This window comes from Halomonas cupida (assembly GCF_900142755.1).
GTDB classification, from domain to species: domain Bacteria; phylum Pseudomonadota; class Gammaproteobacteria; order Pseudomonadales; family Halomonadaceae; genus Halomonas; species Halomonas cupida.
Map to the genome: position 1 here is coordinate 31,465 of NZ_FRCA01000015.1, position 22,122 is coordinate 53,586.

19 protein-coding genes are annotated in these 22,122 nt (G+C 61.0%); 11 read left to right on the forward strand and 8 right to left on the reverse strand.

What is annotated here, in order from left to right:
- Position 1 precedes the first annotated feature (1 nt).
- The 6 genes from BUE38_RS20060 (at position 2) to BUE38_RS20085 (ending at position 8,283) form a co-directional block, all read left to right on the forward strand.
- Positions 2-1,600 carry an ABC transporter transmembrane domain-containing protein gene (locus tag BUE38_RS20060; protein WP_159438911.1) on the forward strand — a complete coding sequence of 533 codons (1,599 nt, stop codon included), beginning with the start codon at positions 2-4 and terminating at the stop codon, positions 1,598-1,600.
- A gap of 24 nt (positions 1,601-1,624) precedes the next feature.
- Complete coding sequence (locus BUE38_RS20065) at positions 1,625-3,184, forward strand: HAMP domain-containing sensor histidine kinase (RefSeq protein ID WP_073437023.1); 1,560 nt, start codon at positions 1,625-1,627, stop codon at positions 3,182-3,184.
- On the forward strand, positions 3,181-3,882 hold the full coding sequence (locus tag BUE38_RS20070) for a response regulator transcription factor (RefSeq protein WP_073437024.1): 702 nt from the start codon (positions 3,181-3,183) through the stop codon (positions 3,880-3,882). The genes BUE38_RS20065 and BUE38_RS20070 overlap by 4 nt, the downstream gene beginning before the upstream one ends.
- Positions 3,883-4,119: 237 nt before the next feature.
- Positions 4,120-5,235: an alanine dehydrogenase gene (gene ald / locus BUE38_RS20075; protein WP_073437025.1), complete on the forward strand. Its 1,116-nt coding sequence runs from the start codon at positions 4,120-4,122 to the stop codon at positions 5,233-5,235.
- A 116-nt stretch (positions 5,236-5,351) separates the two neighbouring features.
- Entirely contained in the window at positions 5,352-6,422 is a 1,071-nt protein-coding gene (gene trpS / locus BUE38_RS20080; protein WP_073437026.1) for a tryptophan--tRNA ligase, read from the forward strand.
- A 181-nt stretch (positions 6,423-6,603) separates the two neighbouring features.
- A complete protein-coding gene (locus BUE38_RS20085) occupies positions 6,604-8,283 on the forward strand; it encodes an NAD-dependent malic enzyme (RefSeq protein WP_073437027.1) in 1,680 nt (559 codons plus the stop codon).
- A 261-nt stretch (positions 8,284-8,544) separates the two neighbouring features.
- Here BUE38_RS20085 and acnA read toward each other — a convergent pair whose 3' ends face one another.
- Positions 8,545-11,289, reverse strand: coding sequence for an aconitate hydratase AcnA (gene acnA, locus BUE38_RS20090; RefSeq protein ID WP_073437028.1), 2,745 nt, complete (start codon positions 11,287-11,289; stop codon positions 8,545-8,547).
- Positions 11,290-11,765: 476 nt separating this feature from the next.
- Between acnA and BUE38_RS20100 the strand changes: the two genes are divergently transcribed.
- From BUE38_RS20100 to BUE38_RS20115, 4 genes are all read left to right on the forward strand, one after another.
- On the forward strand, positions 11,766-11,975 hold the full coding sequence (locus BUE38_RS20100) for a CPXCG motif-containing cysteine-rich protein (protein WP_073437030.1): 210 nt from the start codon (positions 11,766-11,768) through the stop codon (positions 11,973-11,975).
- A gap of 241 nt (positions 11,976-12,216) precedes the next feature.
- Entirely contained in the window at positions 12,217-12,819 is a 603-nt protein-coding gene (locus BUE38_RS20105) for a peroxiredoxin (protein ID WP_073437031.1), read from the forward strand.
- A 155-nt stretch (positions 12,820-12,974) separates the two neighbouring features.
- Positions 12,975-13,931, forward strand: coding sequence for a thioredoxin-disulfide reductase (gene trxB / locus BUE38_RS20110; protein WP_073437032.1), 957 nt, complete (start codon positions 12,975-12,977; stop codon positions 13,929-13,931).
- Between the two features lie 207 nt (positions 13,932-14,138).
- The gene (locus BUE38_RS20115) at positions 14,139-14,579 is read left to right on the forward strand and encodes a hypothetical protein (protein WP_234987123.1); all 441 of its coding nucleotides are present in this window, start codon (positions 14,139-14,141) and stop codon (positions 14,577-14,579) included.
- A gap of 91 nt (positions 14,580-14,670) precedes the next feature.
- Here the strand turns inward: BUE38_RS20115 and BUE38_RS20120 are convergent, their stop codons facing one another.
- Positions 14,671-14,949 carry a SlyX family protein gene (locus BUE38_RS20120; RefSeq protein ID WP_371860437.1) on the reverse strand — a complete coding sequence of 93 codons (279 nt, stop codon included), beginning with the start codon at positions 14,947-14,949 and terminating at the stop codon, positions 14,671-14,673.
- Between the two features lie 114 nt (positions 14,950-15,063).
- Here BUE38_RS20120 and BUE38_RS23420 point away from each other — a divergent pair, with 114 nt between their 5' ends.
- A complete protein-coding gene (locus BUE38_RS23420; protein ID WP_073437033.1) occupies positions 15,064-15,528 on the forward strand; it encodes a cold-shock protein in 465 nt (154 codons plus the stop codon).
- 76 nt (positions 15,529-15,604) lie between these two features.
- Here the strand turns inward: BUE38_RS23420 and BUE38_RS20130 are convergent, their stop codons facing one another.
- The 6 genes from BUE38_RS20130 to BUE38_RS20155 form a co-directional block, all read right to left on the reverse strand.
- A complete protein-coding gene (locus BUE38_RS20130; RefSeq protein WP_073437034.1) occupies positions 15,605-15,994 on the reverse strand; it encodes a hypothetical protein in 390 nt (129 codons plus the stop codon).
- 7 nt (positions 15,995-16,001) lie between these two features.
- Positions 16,002-17,183 carry a succinyl-diaminopimelate desuccinylase gene (dapE, locus tag BUE38_RS20135; protein ID WP_073437035.1) on the reverse strand — a complete coding sequence of 394 codons (1,182 nt, stop codon included), beginning with the start codon at positions 17,181-17,183 and terminating at the stop codon, positions 16,002-16,004.
- 60 nt (positions 17,184-17,243) lie between these two features.
- Positions 17,244-18,269: a 2,3,4,5-tetrahydropyridine-2,6-dicarboxylate N-succinyltransferase gene (dapD, locus tag BUE38_RS20140; protein ID WP_073437036.1), complete on the reverse strand. Its 1,026-nt coding sequence runs from the start codon at positions 18,267-18,269 to the stop codon at positions 17,244-17,246.
- Positions 18,270-18,310: 41 nt separating this feature from the next.
- Positions 18,311-18,664: a Spx/MgsR family RNA polymerase-binding regulatory protein gene (locus BUE38_RS20145; RefSeq protein WP_073437037.1), complete on the reverse strand. Its 354-nt coding sequence runs from the start codon at positions 18,662-18,664 to the stop codon at positions 18,311-18,313.
- Between the two features lie 54 nt (positions 18,665-18,718).
- Positions 18,719-19,915, reverse strand: a complete 1,197-nt coding sequence (gene dapC, locus BUE38_RS20150; protein ID WP_073437038.1) for a succinyldiaminopimelate transaminase — start codon at positions 19,913-19,915, stop codon at positions 18,719-18,721.
- 230 nt (positions 19,916-20,145) lie between these two features.
- Complete coding sequence (locus BUE38_RS20155; RefSeq protein WP_073437039.1) at positions 20,146-22,098, reverse strand: fimbria/pilus outer membrane usher protein; 1,953 nt, start codon at positions 22,096-22,098, stop codon at positions 20,146-20,148.
- Between the last annotated feature and the right edge of the window lie 24 nt (positions 22,099-22,122).

Sequence of the window (22,122 nt, forward strand, 5' to 3'; positions counted from 1 at the left end):
GATGTCTCTGCCCACCATATCAGGGGGGCGACGCGGCGTTGACATGTATCTGGTGGCCGGCATGGGCGTGATTCAGGCCGTGCTGATGATCGTCAATGCCTTCGCCACCCGCGATCTGTTCATCGCTCTGCATTCCGCCCGTGACCTGCCGATGGCCGCTCTGCTGACACTGGTGCTGGCCACTCCAGCGATTGCCGCACTACAGGCGTTCTCGCGGGTGCGTGCCGAAGCCATTGGCCAGAGCTATAGCCTGGAACTGCGCCAACGCCTGTTCGAGGCGATTGCCGGTATGCCGACCGAACAACGCGATGATCGCCGCCTCGGCGGACTGTCACTGCGTTTCGTTGGAGACCTCAGTGCCGCACGTGGCTGGGTTGGGCTGGGGATTACCCGACTGTTGTCCGGGATCATTGTGTTACCCATGGCAGGGGTGTGCCTGTGGTGGCTGAACCCGACCCTGGCGCTGACCGGAGGGGCTCCGATACTGCTGGCAGTGGTGCTGTCACTGGGATTGGGCAGCGCACTCAATCATCTGCACCGCAGCTTGCGTAGGCGCCGTGCCGGCGTGGCCATTGCCGCCATGGAACGTATCGGTATAGCGCGTGAACTGGCGTTGATGAATCGTCTACCTCGCGAGCTGGGTTCTCTCGAGCGCAAGGGCGCGCAGTCGGCGGCCGACGCGGTGAGACGTGTGCGTCGTGTTGCGCTGTTGCGAGCCTTGCCCAGTGCTTCGCTGGGGATATCCGCCGCGGCGATGCTGTGGGCGACAGCGCAGTATGATATTGCGGTTGCGGAAGCCGCTGCAGCGTTGTCGGTGCTGGCGGTACTGGTGTTGCCACTCAAGGAGTTTGTGGGGGTCTGGGATCGCTACAATGGCTGGTGCATTGCCCGTGACAAGTGTCGACGCCTGATGGAGCAGGCTGGCCCGGTGCCACGCCCCAGGCGTCAGCGGCATGCGGTGGGTATCGATCTGGATAATGTCTCGATCGGAGGACTGTTCCTCAACCTGACTATCCGCCCCGGACAGTGTGTGCGCATTGCGGCTCGGGACAGCGATCAGGCCGGGCTGTTGCTCGAAGCAATGGCCTTGCGACGGCGCTGTGACGCAGGCACCATCCGTTATGGTACCGGCGGTGAATTGCCGATGGTGGCGTATGTATGTGATTCGCCAACCATTCTGCGTGGTAGTCTGCGTCGTGCCTTGACCCTGGCCGCCGCAGTGCGGCCGGTGGATGAGCGGCTGAAGGAGCTTGCTGCCGACTGTGGTCTCGGCGATCTGCTGGAGCGTGTCGGAGGCCTGGAAGGGCGTCTGGCCGAACAGGGGCGCAATCTGCTGCCCGGTGAGCGCTTACGCCTGGCGGTGGCACAGGCACTGACCGCCAGGCCGGACATTATTGTCGTCAATAGCCAGTTGTGGCCGAGTCTGGCCGATGGCGGGACGTTGCTGAAGCGTCTGGTGGAATCCGGGGCAACTCTGGTGCATGCATTGCCGGAAGCTGTCGATGCCGGCAACAGCCATCTGCTGGTGATACAGGCGCTGGACAGGGAGTGGCAGGTCCAGCCGCCCAGGGAAGATATCTCGGGTACGGATACGCGATGAAGATGGTGCGATGAAGATAGTGCGATGAAGATAGTCGGGGTAGTCGCTGGCTATACCTTGATACTGTTGACCATGGCCTTCGGTGGCGCTCTGCTGGCCTTCTGGAATGTCGAGCGCACCACCTGGTTGACCGATCGCATGAACCTGGCGCACCGCTCCTACAGTGCTCATTTGCGGCTTTCGGCGCATAGTTACCAGTTGTTCAAGCAGTTCGGTGATGCGGTGGTCATCGGTGACCAGGATTCAGGGGCCGGTGAGCGCGAGATGATCGCCAGGGTGTTGGAGGATATCAGCGAGATTCGCTCGATCATTGCCGCCGAGATTCGGCTTGCCGGTGAGGGTGAGCGCGAGGAGTTGGTGGTAACCGATGAGATCGCCCGCAAGATCAATGCGCTGATCATCGAGTTCGACGACTTGATTCGCATTGGCGAAAGTCTCGATCCGGTGACCCGCTGGCTGCGTTTTTCCGACCTGCTGGATGAAAGGATCGATCAGGAGTTTCGTTCGCTCATGGAAGATGCGATCAGAGAAGAAAGTGACGAAGCCAATGAGGCGCGTCGTGCCCTGGAAGAGGGGGCGCGACGGATTCGTATCATTGCCATGGCCTTTGCGGTGGCTGCCATTGCCTTGACCCTGGCGGTGACGGTCTACTACCGCAGAAGAGTGGCCCTCCCCTTGAAGCGTTTGATGCATGGCGTCGAGCATATGCGAGGAGGAGACTTCAATCGCCCGATCGCGGTGTCGGGACGTGATGAAGTCGGTCATATCAGCCACCTGATCAACCAGTTGGCGGCGGATGTCGGCACCCATCGCCAGGCTCTGGAGCGTCAGAATGCGCGCCTCGAGAGCGCGGTGGCAGAGCGCACCCAGGAGCTGGAGCGCTTGCTTGAGGAGGCGCGCCAGGCTGAGCGCAACCGGCGACGGTTGCTGGCCGAGGTCAGTCACGAGCTCAAGACCCCCCTGACCATCATCCACGGCGAAAGCGATGTTGCCCTGCGCGGACGGCATACCTCGGAGCCCGAGTATCGCGAGGCCCTGAATCGTACCCGGGAAGCGGCGGCCCATACATCCGCACTGATTGATGATCTATTGTTCATTGCCCGGCAGGAGGGGGGGCAGCCGGCCCTGCAACTGGAACCAGTCGACCTGGTAGCGTTCCTCAAGGATGCGTTGAGTCTGTCGCCGCGTCTGGTCTCGCTAAACACCGAACTGTCCGAGGCGACCATCCATGGTGATCGTCTGCGTCTGCGTCAGTCGGTGCTGGCTCTGCTGCAGAATGCTCGGGTACATGGGGGAAATCATCTTGCTGTCAGTCTGCAGGCAACCCTCAGCGGCTTTCGTATTGCCGTCGAGGACGACGGCCCCGGACTCGCTGACGCCGACAAGGAGCTGGTCTTTGAACGTTTCTTTCGTGGCTCCAATGCAGCAGGCAACTATGTCGAAGGCAGTGGCCTGGGGCTACCGATCGTGCGCGCCATTGCCCGATCCCATGGCGGCGAGGCCGGTCTACATGATCGCCATGGTGGTGGTCTGGTGGTGTATATGGACCTGCCACGCGGTGACTCGGTGGAGGTAGGTTCATGAATATCCTGGTGATCGAGGATGAGGAACGCGTCGCGGACTTCATCTGCCGCGGTCTGCGCGGCGAAGGCTGGTGCGCAACTCATTGCGCCGATGGTGAAGGTGCGCTGGCCATGCTGCGCGACAATACCTTCGATGTGGTGCTGCTGGATATCGTGCTGCCCGGTATCTCTGGCCATGAGGTCTGCGCGCGACTGCGCATGGCGGGGAATCACACTCCGGTGCTGATGCTCACTGCGCTGGATGCCACCGACGAGAAGGTGGCCGGGTTGCGACGTGGTGCCGACGACTATCTGTCCAAACCTTTCAGCTTCGATGAGCTCATCGCTCGCATCGAGGCGCTGCATCGCCGAGCCGAGGCCTTCGCCCAGGCGGCGGTGTCGGACGCCGGAAGTGTCGATGAAGTTCAGTTCGATCGTGAGGCGCTGTGTCTGGTGGTTGACGGTGAAGCCATCTCTCTGTCGGCACGAGAACGGGATCTGATGGCACTGTTGCTGGCCAACGGCGGTCGGGTGCTCAGTCGCGAGCGTATTCTCAACTCGATATGGGGGCTCAACGAGGACCCCATGACCAACACCGTAGACGTCTACATTGCTCGCCTGCGCAAGAAGCTGGGGAGCTACGCCGGGCGTATCACCACGGTGCGCGGGGCAGGGTATCGTTACGATGAAACACCCCTCACGGTCATTAAACGTCTGTGACTGACTTGTACTTTTGGTGTAGAGGCCGTGATTCTTGCTGGCGATACTCCGGTCTGACGATTGTTTTTCGGCTGACAAAATGCCGACGTTCTGATTTTTCCGTTTTTATTTGGCCCTCCCCACAGCAAAAAACTCTTGTGCTGTAATGAAGTTGACGATATTTCAACTTCAACCGAGGAGCTGGCTCGACGCTGTCATTGTCGGGTGACCAGTCAGCGGTAGTCAGGGAGCAGAATCATGCATATAGGTGTCCCCAGAGAGATCAAGAATCACGAGTACCGGGTTGCCCTCACGCCCAGTGGTGCTCGGGAACTGGTAGAGCGCGGACATACGGTTGTTGTCGAGCAGGGCGCGGGTGATGGGGCAGGGTTTGCCGACAGTGCCTATAAGGCGGCAGGTGCCGCCATCGAGCCGGACGTGGCGGTACTGTGGGAAAATGCCGAGCTGATCCTCAAGGTCAAGGAGCCCCAGGCCGAGGAAGTCGCACGCCTGAAGCCGGAGCATACGCTGTTCACCTACCTGCATCTTGCCGCTGAGCAGAAATTGACGCAGGGCCTGATCGACAGCGGTGCAACCTGTATTGCCTACGAGACCATCACCGCCGCCCAGGGCGGCCTGCCGCTGCTGGCGCCGATGAGCACCGTGGCCGGGCGCATGGCGGTACAGGCGGGTGCCCATAGCCTCGAGAAGGCACAGGGCGGTGCAGGGGTGCTGTTGCCGGGTGTTCCTGGTGTGGCTCCGGCGCGAGTGACCGTCATCGGTGGCGGTGTGGTAGGCGAAAACGCTGCACGCATGGCATTGGGGTTGGGAGCCGAGGTTACGGTGCTCGACCGCTCGATTTCGCGCCTCGAGACTCTGGATGATCGCTATCAGGGTCGCATGAAGACGGTGTTCTCCACCGCCGATGCTGTCGAGGAAGCCGCTCGTGAGTCGGACCTGGTCATTGGCGCAGTGCTGGTGCCGGGAGCCGCGGCGCCCAAGCTGATCACACGCGAGATGTTGTCGCTGATGAAGCCCGGTGCTGTGCTGGTCGATGTGGCCATTGATCAGGGCGGCTGCTTCGAGACCAGCCGACCCACCACCCACGCCGAGCCGACCTATGTGGTGGACGGTGTGGTGCACTACTGCGTTGCCAACATGCCGGGTGCTGTGGCTCGCACCTCGACTCAGGCGCTGACCAATGCCACTCAGCCCTTTGTCGTGGCGCTGGCCAACAAGGGCTGGCGTCAGGCGCTGAAGGATGACACTCACTTCGCGGCAGGCCTCAACGTGCATGCTGGCCTGGTGACCTACGCCGCCGTGGCCGATGCCTTCGGCCTGGCGTATAGGCCGACCGCCACTCTGCTCGACTGATCGCCCATTCTCGCCAGCATGTCACCGCTCAATATGGCTGATGTGCTGGCGTTCGCCTTGGGCGAGGCTCCGCGTTACCATAGCGGGCATTCTTGATTGAGCAGAGTTTCGCGCCCATGTCCGCACCTTCCGTCTCGACCCCTTCATCACCTTCGTCTTCCGGTGGCCAGCAGCAGGCCAGGACCCGTGTCCTGACGGGCATCACCACCACTGGTACTCCTCACCTCGGTAACTATGTCGGGGCCATAAAGCCGGCCATCGAAGCCAGCCTTGACCCCAATGTCCAGTCCTTCTATTTCCTCGCCGATCTGCATGCGCTGATCAAGTGCCAGGATGCCCGCCGGGTGCAGGAATCTCGCCTCGAGATTGCGGCCACCTGGCTGGCGCTGGGTCTGGACACCGACAACGCCATCTTCTATCGCCAGTCGGATATTCCCGAGATTCCGGAACTGACCTGGCTGATGTCCTGTGTCTGCGCCAAGGGCCTGATGAACCGCGCTCATGCCTACAAGGCCGCGGTCGCCGAGAATGAGGAAGCCGGTAACCAGGACCCGGACAAGGGTATTACCATGGGGCTGTTCGGCTACCCGGTGCTGATGGCCGCCGATATTCTGATGTTCAATGCCAACCGGGTGCCGGTGGGGCGTGATCAGATCCAGCATATCGAGATGGCCCGCGATATGGCGGGACGTTTCAACCATCTCTACAAGGGCGACTTCTTTACCCTGCCCGAGGCAGTGGTCGACGAGCGTGTTCAGGTGCTCAATGGGCTGGATGGACGCAAGATGTCCAAGAGCTACAACAACACCATTCCGCTGTTCGTCGGCGAGAAGAAGCTGCTCAAGCTGGTGCGCAAGATCAAGACCAACTCGCTGGAGCCCGGTGAGCCCAAGGATCCTGATACCTGCACGTTGTTCCAGATCTATTCGGCTTTTGCCTCCGAGGAAGAGACGCAGGCAATGCGCGACGAATATGCCGCCGGCATCGGTTGGGGTGATGCCAAGAATCGTGTCTTCGAGTATCTCAACGAGCAACTGCGCGAGCCGCGCGAGCGCTATCAGGCGCTGCTCGAGGATCCGGGCCATATCGAACAGATACTGCTGAGGGGTGCCGAGAAGGCTCGAGAACAGGCTGCCCCCCTGATGGATAGATTGCGTGTCGCCGCTGGCCTCGGGCGTTTTGTATAGGCCATCCATCGGTGTTGAGAAGGATGCGGGCGCTATCGCCCAGCCCCTAAGCAGAAGTGCGCATGAAGCCGCCATGCAGACCGGTGACGATCCGGGCGGCACAGTGCCGTGCTAGAGTGGCCAGCAAGGCGTCGCCGAGAACGCCAACGGCCCAGACCCCAGTTACTGAATGAGAGCAGAGATGAGCACATCAACCAAGCGTCCACTCTATATTCCCTTTGCGGGCCCGTCACTGCTGGAGATGCCGTTGTTGAACAAGGGCAGCGCCTTCTCTGAGCGGGAGCGCCTGCAGTTCAACCTGATAGGTTTGCTTCCGCAGACGGTGGAGACCATCGATGAGCAGGTGGAACGCGCCTACTCCCAGTACTTGAAGTGCCAGAACGATCTGGACCGCCACATCTATCTGCGTGCCATTCAGGACGACAACGAGACGCTGTTCTTCCGTCTCGTCTCCGAGCACCTCGAGGAAATGCTGCCGATCATCTACACGCCGACGGTGGGCCAGGCCTGTGAGGAGTTCTCGAACATCTACCGCAACCACCGCGGACTGTTCATTTCCTGGCCGGACCGTGAGCACATCGACGACATTCTGCGCAGCGCCACCAAGGACAACGTCAAGGTGATCGTGGTCACCGATGGCGAACGTATTCTCGGTCTCGGTGACCAGGGGATCGGCGGCATGGGGATCCCGATCGGAAAGCTGTCGCTGTACACCGCCTGTGGCGGCATCAGCCCGGCCAACACCTTGCCGATCATGCTCGATGTCGGCACCAACAACCAGACTCTGCTCGATGACCCACGCTACATGGGCTGGCGCCATCCGCGTATCAGCCAGGAAGAATACGATGAGTTCATCGAGGCCTTCATTCAGGCGGTCAAGCGTCGCTGGCCCAAGGTGTTGCTGCAGTTCGAGGATTTCGCCCAGGCGAATGCGGTACCGCTGCTGGAGCGCTATCGCGACGAACTCTGCTGCTTCAATGATGATGTCCAGGGGACGGCGTCGGTCTGTGTCGGCACTCTGATGGCTGCCTGCCAGGCGCGTGGTGAAGGCATGGCGCAGCAGCGTGTGGTGTTTGTTGGTGCGGGCTCTGCAGGCTGTGGTATCGCCGAGATGGTCGTCGTGGCGATGATGGCCGAAGGGCTCACCGAGGCGCAGGCGCGCTCACGCATCTGCATGGTCGACCGTGAAGGCCTTGTCACCGATGATCAGACCTGGCTGCGTGATTTCCAGCGGCGTCTGGCTCAGCCTTCCAGCATGGTGGATGAGTGGGAAGGTCAATCACTGCTTGAGGTCGTGCGTCAGTTCAAGCCGACCGTGCTGCTGGGGGTCTGTGGCAAGCCGGGTATCTTCACCGAAGAGGTGGTCAAGGCCATGCATGCCGGTTGCCGTACGCCGCTGATCATGCCGTTGTCCAACCCCACCAGGCAGGCCGAGGCCAAGCCGGAGGACGTGCTGAAGTGGACCAATGGCGAAGCCATGGTCGCCACCGGCAGCCCCTTCGCTCCGGTCGAAATCAACGGCAGGACCATCCCGATTGCCCAGTGCAACAATGCCTATATCTTCCCGGGTATTGGTCTTGGTGTGGTCGCCAGCGGCGCCCGCCATGTCACCGATGCCATGCTGATGGCCGCTTCCCGTGCGCTGGCCCGTGAAGCCCCCATCGTCAAGACCGGTGAAGGCTCGATGCTGCCACCGTTGTCGCGTATCCGCGAGATATCCGAAGCGATTGCCTTTGACGTTGCCGCCCAGGCGCAGCATGAAGGCGTGGCATTGAAGACCGATGGGGCCAAGTTGCGCGAGGCGATTCAGAAGTCTTGCTGGACGCCGGATTATCGGGACTATCGTCGTCGGGCGTTCTGAGCACCAGCCACGAGCACCGAGTTCCGAGCACCGAGTTCCGAGCAGTCCTTGCAGGCGGCGGGCTTCGCGCTTCGCGCTCTTCTGGTAGGCGGATAATATAACGTCTGAAATGAATGCCCCCGGACCTGATGGTCCGGGGGCATTTTGCTGGTAGCGCTTGAGTGTCGGTCTGAAAATAACGCTCGCAGCTCGCGACCCACATGGAAGTGGGAAGTGCGTTTGTTCGTCTGGAACGAACATAGCTAGCTCGTAGCTGGACCCTCAGGTCGCCGCTCCGATCATCTTCCTCAGTACGTAATGCAGGATGCCGCCGTGGCGGTAATACTCCAGTTCGTTGGCGGTGTCGATCCGGCACAGGGCCTCGATGGCCTTGTCGCCCTTGTCACTGTGGATGGTGACCTTGACCTTGCTTCCGGGGCGGAGGTCACTCAGGCCCGAGATGGAGATGCTTTCGTCACCGGTCATGCCCAATGACTTGCGGTCTTCACCCTCGGGGAACTGCAGTGGAACTACCCCCATGCCGATCAGGTTGGAGCGGTGGATGCGCTCGTAGGATTCGGCCAGAACCGCACGAACCCCCAGCAGCAGGGTGCCCTTGGCGGCCCAGTCGCGCGATGAGCCGGTGCCGTATTCCTTGCCGGCGACCACCACCAGCGGCGTACCTTCCTCCTGATAGCGCATCGCCGCATCGTAGATGGCCATCTGCTCGCCACTGGGCACGTGACGAGTCTCGCCGCCCACCACACCGTCCAGCATCTCGTTCTGGATCCGTACGTTGGCGAAGGTGCCGCGCATCATCACTTCATGGTTGCCGCGCCGCGACCCATAGGAGTTGAAGTCCACTACCTTGACACCGTTCTCCTGCAGGTAACGTCCAGCGGGACTGTCCGGCTTGATCGCACCGGCCGGTGAGATGTGGTCGGTGGTCACCGAGTCGCCGAGCATGGCCAGGATGCGAGCCTGCTCGACATCCTCGATGGGCGCCGGGTCACGTCCCATGCCCTCGAAGAAGGGCGGGTGCTGGATGTAGGTGGAGTCGCTGCTCCACTCATAGACCTCGCTCTGGGGCACATCAATGGCCTTCCATACCTCGTCACCATCGAAGACCTCGGCATACTGCTTGCGGAACATCGCAGTGTTGACCTTCTCCACCGCTTCGGCGACTTCCTTCTGTGAGGGCCAGATGTCCTTGAGGTACACCGGGTTTCCATCGCTGTCCTCGCCGAGAGGGTCCTGGCTCAGGTCGCAGCGCACATTACCGGCCAGAGCGAAGGCCACTACCAATGGCGGTGAAGCCAGCCAGTTGGTCTTGACCAGCGGGTGTACGCGTCCTTCGAAGTTACGGTTGCCGGACAGTACCGAAGCCACGGTGAGGTCGCCTTTCTTTACGGCTTCCTCGATGGGTTCGGGCAGTGGTCCGGAGTTGCCGATGCAGGTGGTGCATCCATAGCCCACCAGATTGAAGCCCAGTTCGTTGAGGTCGTCCTGCAGGTCGGCGGCGGCCAGGTAGTCGGTCACCACCTTGGAGCCGGGGGCCAGTGAGGTCTTGACCCAGGGCTGGGTCTTGAGTCCCTTCCTGAGTGCGTTTCTGGCCAACAGGCCTGCGGCCATCATGACGCTGGGGTTGGAGGTGTTGGTGCAGGAGGTGATGGCGGCGATCACGACGGCACCGGGGTCCAGGCTGAAGGTGCTTCCGTCATGATTGACCTCCTGGCTGTCGGCGTGGAGATAGCTGCGCTCCACTCCGACGGCGGTCTGGCCGCCTTCGGCAGCGAGGTTGTCACTGCGCTGTTGGTCCACTGACTGGCCATTGCCTTCCATCAGCTTCTCGAAGGTGGCGCTGAGATCCTTGAGCGCGACGCGATCCTGAGGACGCTTGGGCCCGGCCAGGCTGGCCTCGACCTCGCCCATGTCCAGTTCCAGAGCGTCGGTGAAGATGGGTTCATGGCCGGGCTCGCGCCACAGACCCTGCTCCTTGCAGTAAGCCTCGACAAGGGCAATCTGCTGGTCATCACGCCCGGACAGACGCATGTAGGTGAGGGTTTCGTCATCGACCGGGAAGAAGCCGCAGGTGGCACCATACTCCGGCGCCATGTTGGCGATGGTGGCACGGTCGGCCAGTGGCAGGTCCTTGAGGCCGTCACCGTAGAATTCCACGAACTTGCCGACCACCCCCTTCTTGCGCAGCATCTCGGTGACTGTCAGCACCAGGTCGGTGGCGGTGATACCTTCACGCAGCTTGCCGGTCAGTTTGAAGCCGATGACCTCGGGGATCAGCATCGACACCGGCTGGCCGAGCATCGCTGCCTCGGCTTCGATGCCACCGACCCCCCAGCCCAGTACGCCCAGACCGTTGATCATGGTGGTATGGGAGTCGGTGCCGACCAGGGTGTCGGGGTAGGCGAGGGTTGTACCGTCCTCTTCCTTCGTCCAGACGGTCTTGCCCAGGTATTCGAGATTGACCTGGTGGCAGATGCCGGTGCCGGGGGGGACCACTCGGAAGTTGTCGAACGCCTCCTGTCCCCAGCGCAGGAATTCATAGCGCTCGCGGTTGCGCTCCATCTCCAGCGCGACATTGTCCTTGAAGGAGCTGGGATCACCGAAGTGATCGACCATCACCGAGTGATCGATGACGAGGTCCACGGGGCTCAGCGGGTTGATGCGAGAGGGCTGCTCGCCAAGCGCTTCCACGGCAGCTCGCATCGAGGCGAGGTCGACGACGCCGGGGACACCGGTGAAATCCTGCATCAGCACTCGGGCGGGACGGTAGCCGATTTCGCGGTCGGAGCGGCCTTCCTTCTGCCAGTCGATCAGGGCCTGAATATCCTCGACACTGACGCTTTCGTCATCGGCGAACCTCAGTTGGTTCTCGAGCAGTACCTTGAGAGTCATCGGCAGGCGCGAGATGTCGCCCAATGCCTGGGACACCTTGTTCAGGCTGTGAATCTGCCAGGACTGGTTGCCGACGCTGAGCGTCTGGCGGGTATCTGGTAGCGATGTAGTCATGCTGTCCTCCTGAGGCTGAGGAACCACTGATTGAATGCCTGCGCAGGCGAATCACTGTGTCGCGCGGTGCTATCAATCCTCACATATATGCTGCATATGCTGTGGTTGATGCGCTCCGAGCTCCTTGTGCTTCATTCTGCTCGTCGATTCACTCGGTGTTTCCTGAATATCGAACGGTCCGGGTTCTGTTCATGCAAGGTCGTCAGAGGCGGGCTGCTGGCGGCGGGAACCGAAGACGATGCCTCGCCATGACCAGATGGCTGCTCTGAGCGCGCCTACCCTCCAGTCTGGTATTGGTATGTTGGAGGGGAGCTTCAAGTGTCGAAAGCGGTGTTGGGTGGAGCGCCTTCTCGGGCGTTCCGTCGTTGCACCTTTTCCTTGTCGTCCGGGGAGCACACCTTGAAAGGTAACTCTCCTGTCGCCATCTTCATAGTTCCACCTGATATCAGGTGTCTGTCGCGAATCAGGAGTCTGTCGTGAATGAGGAGCAGCTTCCCGCACGAGTGGTGAATTGCCCGTACTGCGGTGCGCGTTTCAGCATGCTGGTGGACCCATCCCAGGGCAGTCACGAGAGCTGGGAGGACTGCCCGCAGTGTTGTGCCCCCATTCATTTCAAGGTGGCCGTATCAGCGCTTACCGGTGAGATCGAGTCACTGGTGGTGGGTGCCGACGACGACGTGATCTGAATCGTCGCAGCGAGGATTGTCCCGTGGATGCGCTCTTGCCGAGCCCCGAATGACGCCACAATGGTGGATTTTCACGCGTCAATGTGACGCCGTCATTGCGGCGTCATCAAGGTAGCGGGACAATAGGCCGCGACTATTCGGGCCATAGGCTCGGTCGACTGGCGTACAGGTGTCCTGATGTGATTGAGTGGACAACCCTTTTTTCCGCCGATTCAATCCTCTGACCTTCAAGGAGTGTTACATGAGCGTACTGGTAGGACGTCAAGCCCCTGACTTCGAAGCAGCTGCAGTTCTCGGCAACGGCGAGATCGTGGAAGACTTCAAACTGTCCGACAGCAACGGAAAACTGCGCGTGCTGTTCTTCTGGCCGCTGGACTTCACCTTTGTCTGCCCGTCCGAGATCATTGCCCACGACAACCGTCTGCAGCAGTTCAAGGATCTGGGTGTTGAAGTGATCGGTGTCTCCATCGACTCGCAGTTCACCCACTATGCATGGCGCCTGACCAGCCCGGAAGCGGGCGGCATCGGTGAAGTTGGCTTCCCGATCGTGGCTGACGTCAAGCACGAAGTCACTCAGGCCTACGGTATCGAACATCCGGAGGCTGGCGTTGCAATGCGTGCGTCCTTCCTGATCGACGAGCAGGGTGTGGTACAACACCAGACCGTCAACAACCTGCCTCTGGGCCGCAACGTCGACGAGATGCTGCGTATGGTCAAGGCACTCAAGCATCACCAGCAGCACGGCGAAGTCTGCCCGGCAGGCTGGGACGAGGGCAAGGAAGGTATGAGCGCTGACGCCGAAGGCGTTGCCAAGTACCTCGGCGCCCACTCTTCCGCGCTGTAAGACAGACAACCGTCTGACGGTGGGGGCCTGTGCCCCCACCTGCGGCTTGGGTCATACCGACTGCCTGGCAGTCGGTATTGCCGAATCCGTAGCGATCCGTCGATGCTCCCCAGTATCCGATAATACGCTGTTCCCACTTCCCCCATGAGGTTGCCATGAGCGAAGCGCGTCACGAACGTTTGATCATTCTCGGTTCCGGCCCGGCAGGCTATAGCGCTGCCGTCTATGCCGCGCGAGCCAATCTCAAGCCGCTGCTGATTACCGGCATGCAGGCGGGCGGTCAGCTGACCACGACGACTGACGTCGACAACTGGCCCGGCGATGATGCCGGTGTTCAGGGCCCGGAACTGATGGAGCGCATGAAGCGTCATGCCGAGCGCTTCGACACGGAAGTGCTGTTCGATCATATTCACGAGGTCGAGCTGCGCCAACGCCCCTTTACCCTCAAGGGGGACAACGGTACCTACACCTGTGATGCGCTGATCATTGCCACCGGTGCCAGTGCCCGTTATCTGGGGCTGCCGTCCGAGCAGCAGTTCATGGGCCAGGGCGTATCTGCCTGTGCCACCTGTGATGGTTTCTTCTACCGCAACCAGGAAGTGGTCGTGGTCGGCGGCGGTAACACCGCCGTGGAAGAGGCGCTGTACCTGTCCAACATTGCCTCGAAGGTGACCCTGGTGCATCGCCGGGATAGCCTGCGTGCAGAGAAGATTCTCCAGGACAAGCTGTTCGACAAGGCCGAGAACGGTAACGTTGAGTTGATCTGGAACCACACCCTCGATGAAGTGCTGGGCGATAACACTGGTGTGACCGGCGCGCGTCTGAAATCCGTCGATGATGGCACCACCCATGAGATCCAGGCTCCGGGTGTGTTCATTGCCATCGGCCATAGCCCGAACACCGGTATCTTTGAAGGCCAACTGGACATGGCGGGTGGTTACATCAAGGTCCAGTCGGGGCTCGAGGGCAATGCCACCGCGACCAGCGTCCCTGGGGTCTTCGCCGCCGGTGACGTCATGGACCACGTCTATCGCCAGGCGATCACCTCAGCGGGCAGCGGTTGCATGGCAGCCCTCGACGTCGAGCGTTACCTGGACGACCTGGCGAACTGAGCCATGCTCTGGCCGGGTTGCGAGCCTGCTCGTAACCTCGGCCTCGGCAACAACCTTCCGAGTACTCCCACGCCGGTGAAGGAAGATATCAGCAAATGCTGGTGCTGGAGACTATTCTGGGACACAGGGCTTACCCGGTTGCTGGCCTCACTCGGGGCGGCAGGCCGGATGGCTGTTTCGCTGTTTTCCATGATCGGGAGGTGCAATATGATGCACAGGACCTTGTTCAGTCGCGGGTTGTTGCTTGCATTGCCCTGGATGGCCGTTCCCGCCCTGGCCGCCGATGGGCAGGACCTGACCTTTCAGGGTGATGCCAGTTTCGGCGGACCTCATGGCGGTCAGGCGATCCAGGTGGCGCTGGTCGAGGCGTCATCGGGTGAAGTACTTGAGACGCAGAGTGGTGAAGTTTCTGCCGATGCGGACCCCGCCTTTTCCTTTGATTTCCCCGGCGCCCTCGAAGAGGGTGGAAGCTACAGGGTGAATTACTGGATCGACTCCAACTTCGGTGGTGGCAGCGAGGGTAGTTGTGACGAGCTGCAACAGGACCATCAGTGGAGTCGCGACATCGAGATGAGCGATGGTGCCGTCACCCACGTCGAGACGCATGATCCATCGACGCTCACCGCCGTGTGTGATTCCTTCGACTGACCCGGCAGGGCACTGAGGCCGCCGGTTCGTTGCAGCGGAGCGACGGCCTTTCCTCGTCACCGGCCCGGACTGCCTGTCATCGGGAGTAGCCTCAATAGTGCGGGGGTAATTCGTCCTCCGGTCCCGGCATATCTCCCTGAAGGTCACCATGGCTGGCGCGCAGTTCCTGCAGGCGTGTCTGCATGGCGTTGCTGAGTCGCTCGAGTTGCATCAGGCGTCGCTCCTGTTGGGCGACGGCGGCATCCAGGCTATCCAGCCAGTGCTCCTGGTAGGCCAGCCGGCTCTCCAGTGCTTCAAGCCTTTGTGCTGTATCTGCGGACGGATTTTCCGTCTCCGTGATAGACTCATGTTGCGGTGTGTCACTGTTCATCGTGTCAGCCGTCTGCCCTGGTGCAGCAGGACCCTGAAGCCCTGCGGGGTTTTATAGAGGTTCTGGTTAATTTTCAATCTATTTCAACCAATGACAAGAGAGTATTTCAGGTCCATGAAGAGAAGGGATGTTGTTCGTTGTGGTCTTGTCAGCCTATTGCTGGCCGCCCCGTCACCACTGTTGATTATCCTGTTGTTCAGTCTTGTTACCGGTGTTGCTACCGAACAGCTGTTGGCGGTCATTCAGGATGACCAGCTCGTCAAGGGATACGTGACGATAGCAGTAGTCGTATTTGTGCTGCTGCTGGTAGCGACGCTGACAATCAATGCACTGGCCCCGAAGCGGGCCTCGCTGGTCGAAGATGAGGACGATGATCGCGAGGTCGGCGAGGTCAAGTGGTTCAATGTCAACAAGGGCTACGGTTTTATCACTCGTGATGACGGAGAGGACGTATTCGTCCACTTCCGTGCCATTCGCGGGCGTGGTCATCGTACCCTGGCCGAGGGCCAGAAGGTACGCTACTACGTGGTGCAGAATGACCGTGGCCTGCAGGCAGATGACGTTACTGTCATCACCTGATTACGGTATGCGGTTGATTCGAAACGCCTCGCGAAAGCGGGGCGTTTTCGTGTATTGCTGTTGTGTCCGGGGCGACTCAGCGCGAATCGGTATCCGGCCAGTCGATGATCGCCTCGCTACCATCCGGCAGCACTTGAAGAAAGCGATCCGGGTCGTCCCCGGGATGCCAGCCACCCAACGAGCAGCGAACTTCACAGTCCAGTGCTGAAGCCGCTGCACGGGCGCAGTCGCCATCCGTGGCCCAGGGGCTGGCGGCGCTGTCGATCCACAGACTGGCAAATTCATCGGCGGCTCGTGCTACCAGCAGTACCGGGATGTCATGGCCCTGGTGGTTGCCCTCGGTACGCCAGCGGAGCTTGCCGTGAGGCTTGAGCGCTGGGGCGGTAATGGTGGTTTCCAGCCAGGCGCTGATGCGCTCGACATTGGCAGGAGCCAGGTAGATCTCGATATCCGGGTAGCGTTCCATTGACACCTCAGCGGGTCTCCTGAGCAACGAACAGTTGCTTCAGAATAGCTTCATAAATGGCACTCAACTCATCCAGGTCCGCAGCCCGCACGCACTCGTTGACCTGATGGATGGTGGCATTGCGGGGACCGAGCTCCACTACCTGGCTACCGAGCGTAGCAATGAAACGACCGTCCGAGGTTCCACCGCTGGTGGAGAGCACCGGGCGCTGGCCAGTGATGGCCTCGACGCCAGCCATGGTGGCTTCCACCAGCGCGCCCTCGCGGGTCAGGAAGGGCTCACCATTGAGTGTCCAACTGATGTCGTAGTCGAGATCATGGGCGCGCAGTATGGCTTCGGTACGTTCACGTAACTGCTGTTCGCTGGTCTCGGTGGAGAAACGGAAGTTGAAGGTGGCTTCGACTTCGCCAGGAATGACATTGGTCGCGCCGGTACCGGCACGGATGTTGGATATCTGGAAACTGGTCGCCGGAAAGCTGTCGTTGCCGGAGTCCCAGTGTTCCGTGGCCAGAGCATCGAGCGCCGGGGCAATCTGATGGATCGGGTTGCGGGCAAGGTGCGGATAGGCCACATGGCCCTGGATGCCGCGTACCTTGAGGATCCCTCCCAGCGAACCACGACGACCATTCTTGATCACATCGCCGAGGCGCTCGGTGGATGAGGGCTCACCGACCACACAGTAGTCGAGGCGCTCGTGGCGTTCACGCAGGTGCTCGACGACGGCTCGGGTGCCATCAATGGCCGGACCTTCCTCATCGGAAGTGACCAGAAAGGCGATGCGGCCATCATGGTCCGGGTGCGTGCTGACGAAACGTTCCACCGCGGTCACCATGGCGGCCAGGCTGCCCTTCATGTCCGCAGCACCGCGACCTCTCAGCATACCCTCGGCGTCGATCAGTGGCTCGAAGGGTGGTGTGCTCCACTGGAGCTCCGGCCCGGAAGGTACCACGTCGGTATGTCCGGCGAAGGCCAGCACAGGACCGTGATGGCCATGTATCGCCCAGAAGTTCTTGACGTCACCGAAGGGCAGGAGCTCGATGGTGAAGCCGAGTTGCTCGAGGCGTTCGATCATCAACTCCTGGCAGTCCAGGTCATCGGGGGTGACGGAAGGACGGCTGATCAGCTCCATGGCCAGCTCGAGGGTCGCGGACAGGTCGACGTTGGGCGATTGAGGTTCAGTGGTTGGCATGCAGGGTTCCGGAAGGCGGCGGCGGCTGTCGCTTGTCTGGCCCAGCCGCCGCGGAATGAATCAATTGTGGGCGTGGAGTGCTTCGTTGAGTGCGATGGCGCTCTTGTTGGTCAGGCACTCGATACGGCCATTCCGGGAGTTGCGGCGCAGCAGCAGATCGTTCTGGCCAGCCAGCTCGCGAGCGGCGAGGGTACGTACTTCCTGTCCCTGGTCGTCGAGCAGCGCTACCTTGGCACCTGCCGTGATATACAGGCCGGCTTCCACCGTGCAACGGTCACCCAGCGGAATACCGATGCCGGCGTTGGCGCCGATCAGGCAGCCTTCGCCCACGGAGATGACGAGGTTACCACCGCCGGACAGGGTGCCCATGGTCGAGCAGCCACCGCCCAGGTCGGAACCCTTGCCGACCATGACGCCGGCCGAAATACGGCCTTCGATCATGCCCGGGCCTTCGGTTCCGGCGTTGAAGTTGACGAAGCCTTCATGCATGACAGTGGTGCCTTCCCCGAGGTAGGCTCCCAGACGCACTCGAGCGGTATCGGCGATGCGTACGCCGGTCGGTACCACGTAGTCGGTCATCTTGGGGAACTTGTCGACACAGTCCACCGACAGGCTGCGGCCTTCGAGGCGGGCGCGCAGGCGACGGGTGGGCAGTTCCTCGATATCGATGGCGCCTTCGCTGGTCCAGGCAATGTTGCGCAGCAGGCCGAACATACCGCTCAGGTCGAGCTCATGCGGCTTGACCAGACGATGGGACAGCAGATGGAGCTTGAGGTAGACCTCAGGCACATTCTGCGGTGCCGCGTCGCTGTCGATGAAGGTGGCGACCAGCGGACGCTTGCTGACCGCGAGGCTGTCGGCGAGGCTGGCCTGTTCGTTGTGACCGGCATCACGCAGTGCCTGGGCAAGCCCGGCGCAGTGCTCCGGGAGCAGGCTGACGACGGCGCTGCCGCCCGGTGCATCAAGGGCGCGGGCAGCGGCTTCAACCAGGCTGGCCTCGGGGTTGATCAGGGGAGCTGGATAGTAGACTTCCAGCCAGTCGCCCTGGGTGTTCTGGGTGCCGATACCGAGTGCAAAGCTGAGCATGGGGGTGTCCTTGGTCAGAATGTGATCAGAGAGGTTCGAATTCAAAGATTGGAGTAATCGCCATCGCGATAGCCGACGCGAATGTCATCGCCGAGATCGAGCAAGGGGCGCTTGATCAGTGTCGGGTTGGCCAGCATCAAGGCGCGGGCCTTGTTTGAGTCCAGACCGTTCGAATCAATATCGGCCTTGTCGTCTTCCGGTAGATTGCGCCAGGTGGTACTGCGCTTGTTGAGTAGCGTCAGCACCGGCACTTTCTCGAGGATATGTTCGAGCAGGGCGGCGGAAACGCCATCCTTGCGCAGGTCATGAACCTGATAGGGATGACCGCTGCCATCCAGTGCCTTGATCGCCTTGCGGCAGGTGTCGCAGTTGTGGATCACATAGATCGTCAGCATGGGGTGCTTCCTTCGCTTTGGAGCGGTTGCAGTCCGGTTTTCAGGCAGCGTTGATCAGCCACGTTCGATCAATTGCCTGATGCGTTCGGCAGCCTCGCGAGTCGGTTCCAACTCATCGACCAGTGCCAGGCGCAGACGTCCCGAGCCGGGATTGATGCCATCGACGCCGGGCCGGCCCATATAGCTTCCGGGTAGCACGCTGACGTGAGCTTCCTGGAACAGGCGTCTGGTAAAGGTTTCATCGTCACCCTCGGGAACCGCCGGCCACAGATAGAAACTGGCCTCGGGCCGGGGAAAGTCCAGCACCGGGGCAAGGATATCGGTGACGGCGGCAAACTTCTCGCGGTAGGCATCGCGATTGTCACGGACATGCTGTTCATCGGACCAGGCGGCGATGGACGCCTGCTGGATCGGCAAGGCCATGGCGCAGCCGTGGTAGGTTCGGTAGCGCTTGAAACGCTCGATCAGTTGCGCATCACCGGCAACGAATCCTGAGCGCAGACCGGGTAGATTGGAGCGTTTGGACAGCGAATGGAAGACCACGCAACGATGATAGTCGTGACGCCCCAGAGCGGCAGCGGCCTCCAGTAAGCCGGGGGGTGGCGTCTGCTCATCGAGATACAGCTCGGAGTAGCACTCGTCCGAGGCGATGATGAAGTCATATTTATCCGCCAACTGGATCAGGCGCTGGAAATCCGCCATTGGGGTGACCGCACCGGTCGGATTGCCCGGCGAACACAGGAACACCAACTGCACCTCGCGCCAGGTGTCCGGGCCGATGGCATCGAAATCGGGGCGAAAACCGTTGTCCGCGTTGCAGTCCAGGTAGAGCGGCATCCCTCCGGCGAGCAGTGCTGCCCCCTCATAGATTTGATAGAAGGGGTTGGGCACGGCTACCCGAGCCGGGCGGCCACGGTCCAGGCTGGCCTGCACGAAGGCAAAGATCGCCTCGCGGGTGCCGTTGACCGGAATGATCTCGCGCTCGGCATCGAGCTGGTCAAGAGAAAAGCGCTGCGTTGCCCAGCGGGCCATGGCCTGGCGTAACTCGGGAAGCCCTGTGGTGGCAGGGTAGCGCGCGAACTCCTGCTGATACTGCACCAGCGCATCAAGCGCCGCCTGATAGGGGGGATGCTGAGGCTCACCAATGGTCAGCGGACGATGGGCCAGGCCGGCAGGCGGTGTCAGTCCAGCTTTCAGCGCCGCTAGACGCTCGAAAGGGTACGGCTTGAGGGCGTCGATATCGGGGTTCATGGGTGTCCAGGCGCGCCCTTCAGGGCGTCGTTGTGATGCCGTAACACGAGGCCGGCATATCGTTCATGTGCTGGCGCCCATCGGCGCCGCGAGGCGCGCAAAGCGCCGGGCTCCCGATTATAGGGAAGCCGACAGATTGCCTCAAACTTCGTCGTGGCAACCGTTGGGGGCATGGTGAAGCATGATGGCATGCCGAGCTGGATATTAACCCGGCATGCTTTTATGTTGGGTTAATAACCTCCATCACTGGCGTTTGTGTCCAGACGTATTTCCTCATACAGTTCGAGCTCTTCTTGAGGATAGTCGTCCGGATGAATGACGATGATGGCGCCCTGGGTGGGAATGACCTCGCGTGTCGCGAGATGCCAGCGATTGTCGCGAGTGGTATCGAACTCGATGTTGTTGGCCTGGTAGGGAGTCAGCCCCGCCATCAGGGCATCACTGCTGGCGCTGATATAGCTCTGGAGTGAGTCGCTGGTTCTGACTCGGCGACCGTGGCGCGGCTGGACCAGCACCATGGTTTCACCACGATTGGGGCTCAGCAGCAGCCCTCCCGAATGTGCCAGTAAGGTGCCGCTCAGCGACCCGCTGTATTGATTGCCATCGCCTTCCCGGCTGGCATTGATACCGAACAGGGTGGCAGGAGTCTTCCACTGCAGGTTGGCGCCATAGTCATCGAGCTGGGTGCCCTGTTCTCCTACCAGGCTGGCATGGACCTGGTAGTTGGCCTGATGAGCTGCCCCGAACTCATCGCCGATGCTGGTGCGGAAGCGTGTTGGGTCTTCACTGCCGAAACTGGAGCTGGCTGTCACGTCGGGACTCTGGCTGGCCAGACCCAGTGGCAGCGTCACACTGGCCAGATAGAGGCTACTGGGTTCATCGTTCTTGATGTCCTGACTGGCACTGAGATACAGGTTTCCCCAGTTGAAGTCGCGGCGGTATCCCAACTGATAGGTGGTGGCCTGGTCATCGCTGTCCCAGTAGTGTCGGCCAGTGCCACTCAGGTCGAGTTGACCCCAGCTGCCTACCGGTTGGCTGACGGTCAGTTGAAAGCGATTCTGTTCGCGCGCGCCGTCATCGTCGTCCTGCCAGGCGAAGTCGTCGAGGCTGACGTAGTCTTCGTTGGAAAAGCGATAGGCGGCGAGGGCAAGGGAGGTATCGGTGGCCGACAGGTGGTGACTGTATCCGAGGCGGTAGCTCTCACCCTGCAGAGTCCTGCGGGTGCCATCATCATCCAGCATGTCACTGGCAGTGGAGGAAGTAATGTCGGCGCTGAGAGCGCCAAAGGGCGTCGCTGCAGCGCTTCCGGCCGTGAGTGCCGTATAGCCTTCCGCCAGCACACCCCCGGTATACAGGCTGGAATAGTTGTTCACTCCGTGACGCCAGGTGCTCTGACCGAACCAGGGGCCATCGACATGCTGTTGCTCACGCAGTCGGCCCAGGCTGAAGCTGTAACGCGAGTTGCCCGGCCGTAGCAGATCCACTTGCGTCAGGTAGGGCACAGTGAAGTGGTGATTGCTGCCGTCGGCCTCACTGACCACGACATCAAGATCGCCGGAGTCCTTCGGTGCCTGCAGGTCATGAATGATGAATTCGCCAGGGGGCACTTGAGTCTCATAGATCACCGAGCCCTGCTGGGAGACGGTTACCGTTGCCGACGTACGTGCCACGCCACGCACCACTGGAGCATAACCGCGCTGGTTCATGGGACGCATCTGCTCATCACTGCGTAGCTGGACGCCACTGAAGTCTACCCCGTCGAACAACTCAGCCGGTGTTGAATACTGGCCCAGGGTCAGGCGTGAGTTGAATCGCGAGAGGTCATGCTGTGCGTAGCTGCTGATGACGTCATAGCCGCGCTGCTCCTCGTCGATCCTGGCATTGGCATTGTGGCGCAGCCGCCAGGCGCCGGCGTTGAAGCCGAGGGTGTAGTTGAGGTTGTAGCGGCGTGACCTGCTGTCATCGGCCTTGCGACGCTGGTTGGCGTCCACGTCATAGGACAGGAATCCTGCTGTAACGCCCTGATTGCGGCCCGTCGAGTGTCTCGAGGTCTCACGAGAAGCGGGAAGGTCGTCGGCAGGCTGGGTCAGCAACTCCCTGGACAGAGAGACCGTCTGTTCCGGCGATTCACGTCCGAGCGTGATGCCGGGAAGCAGCAGCAGAAGACATGCTGTGCGCAGCAACCATCCTGATGACGCATGTATCGC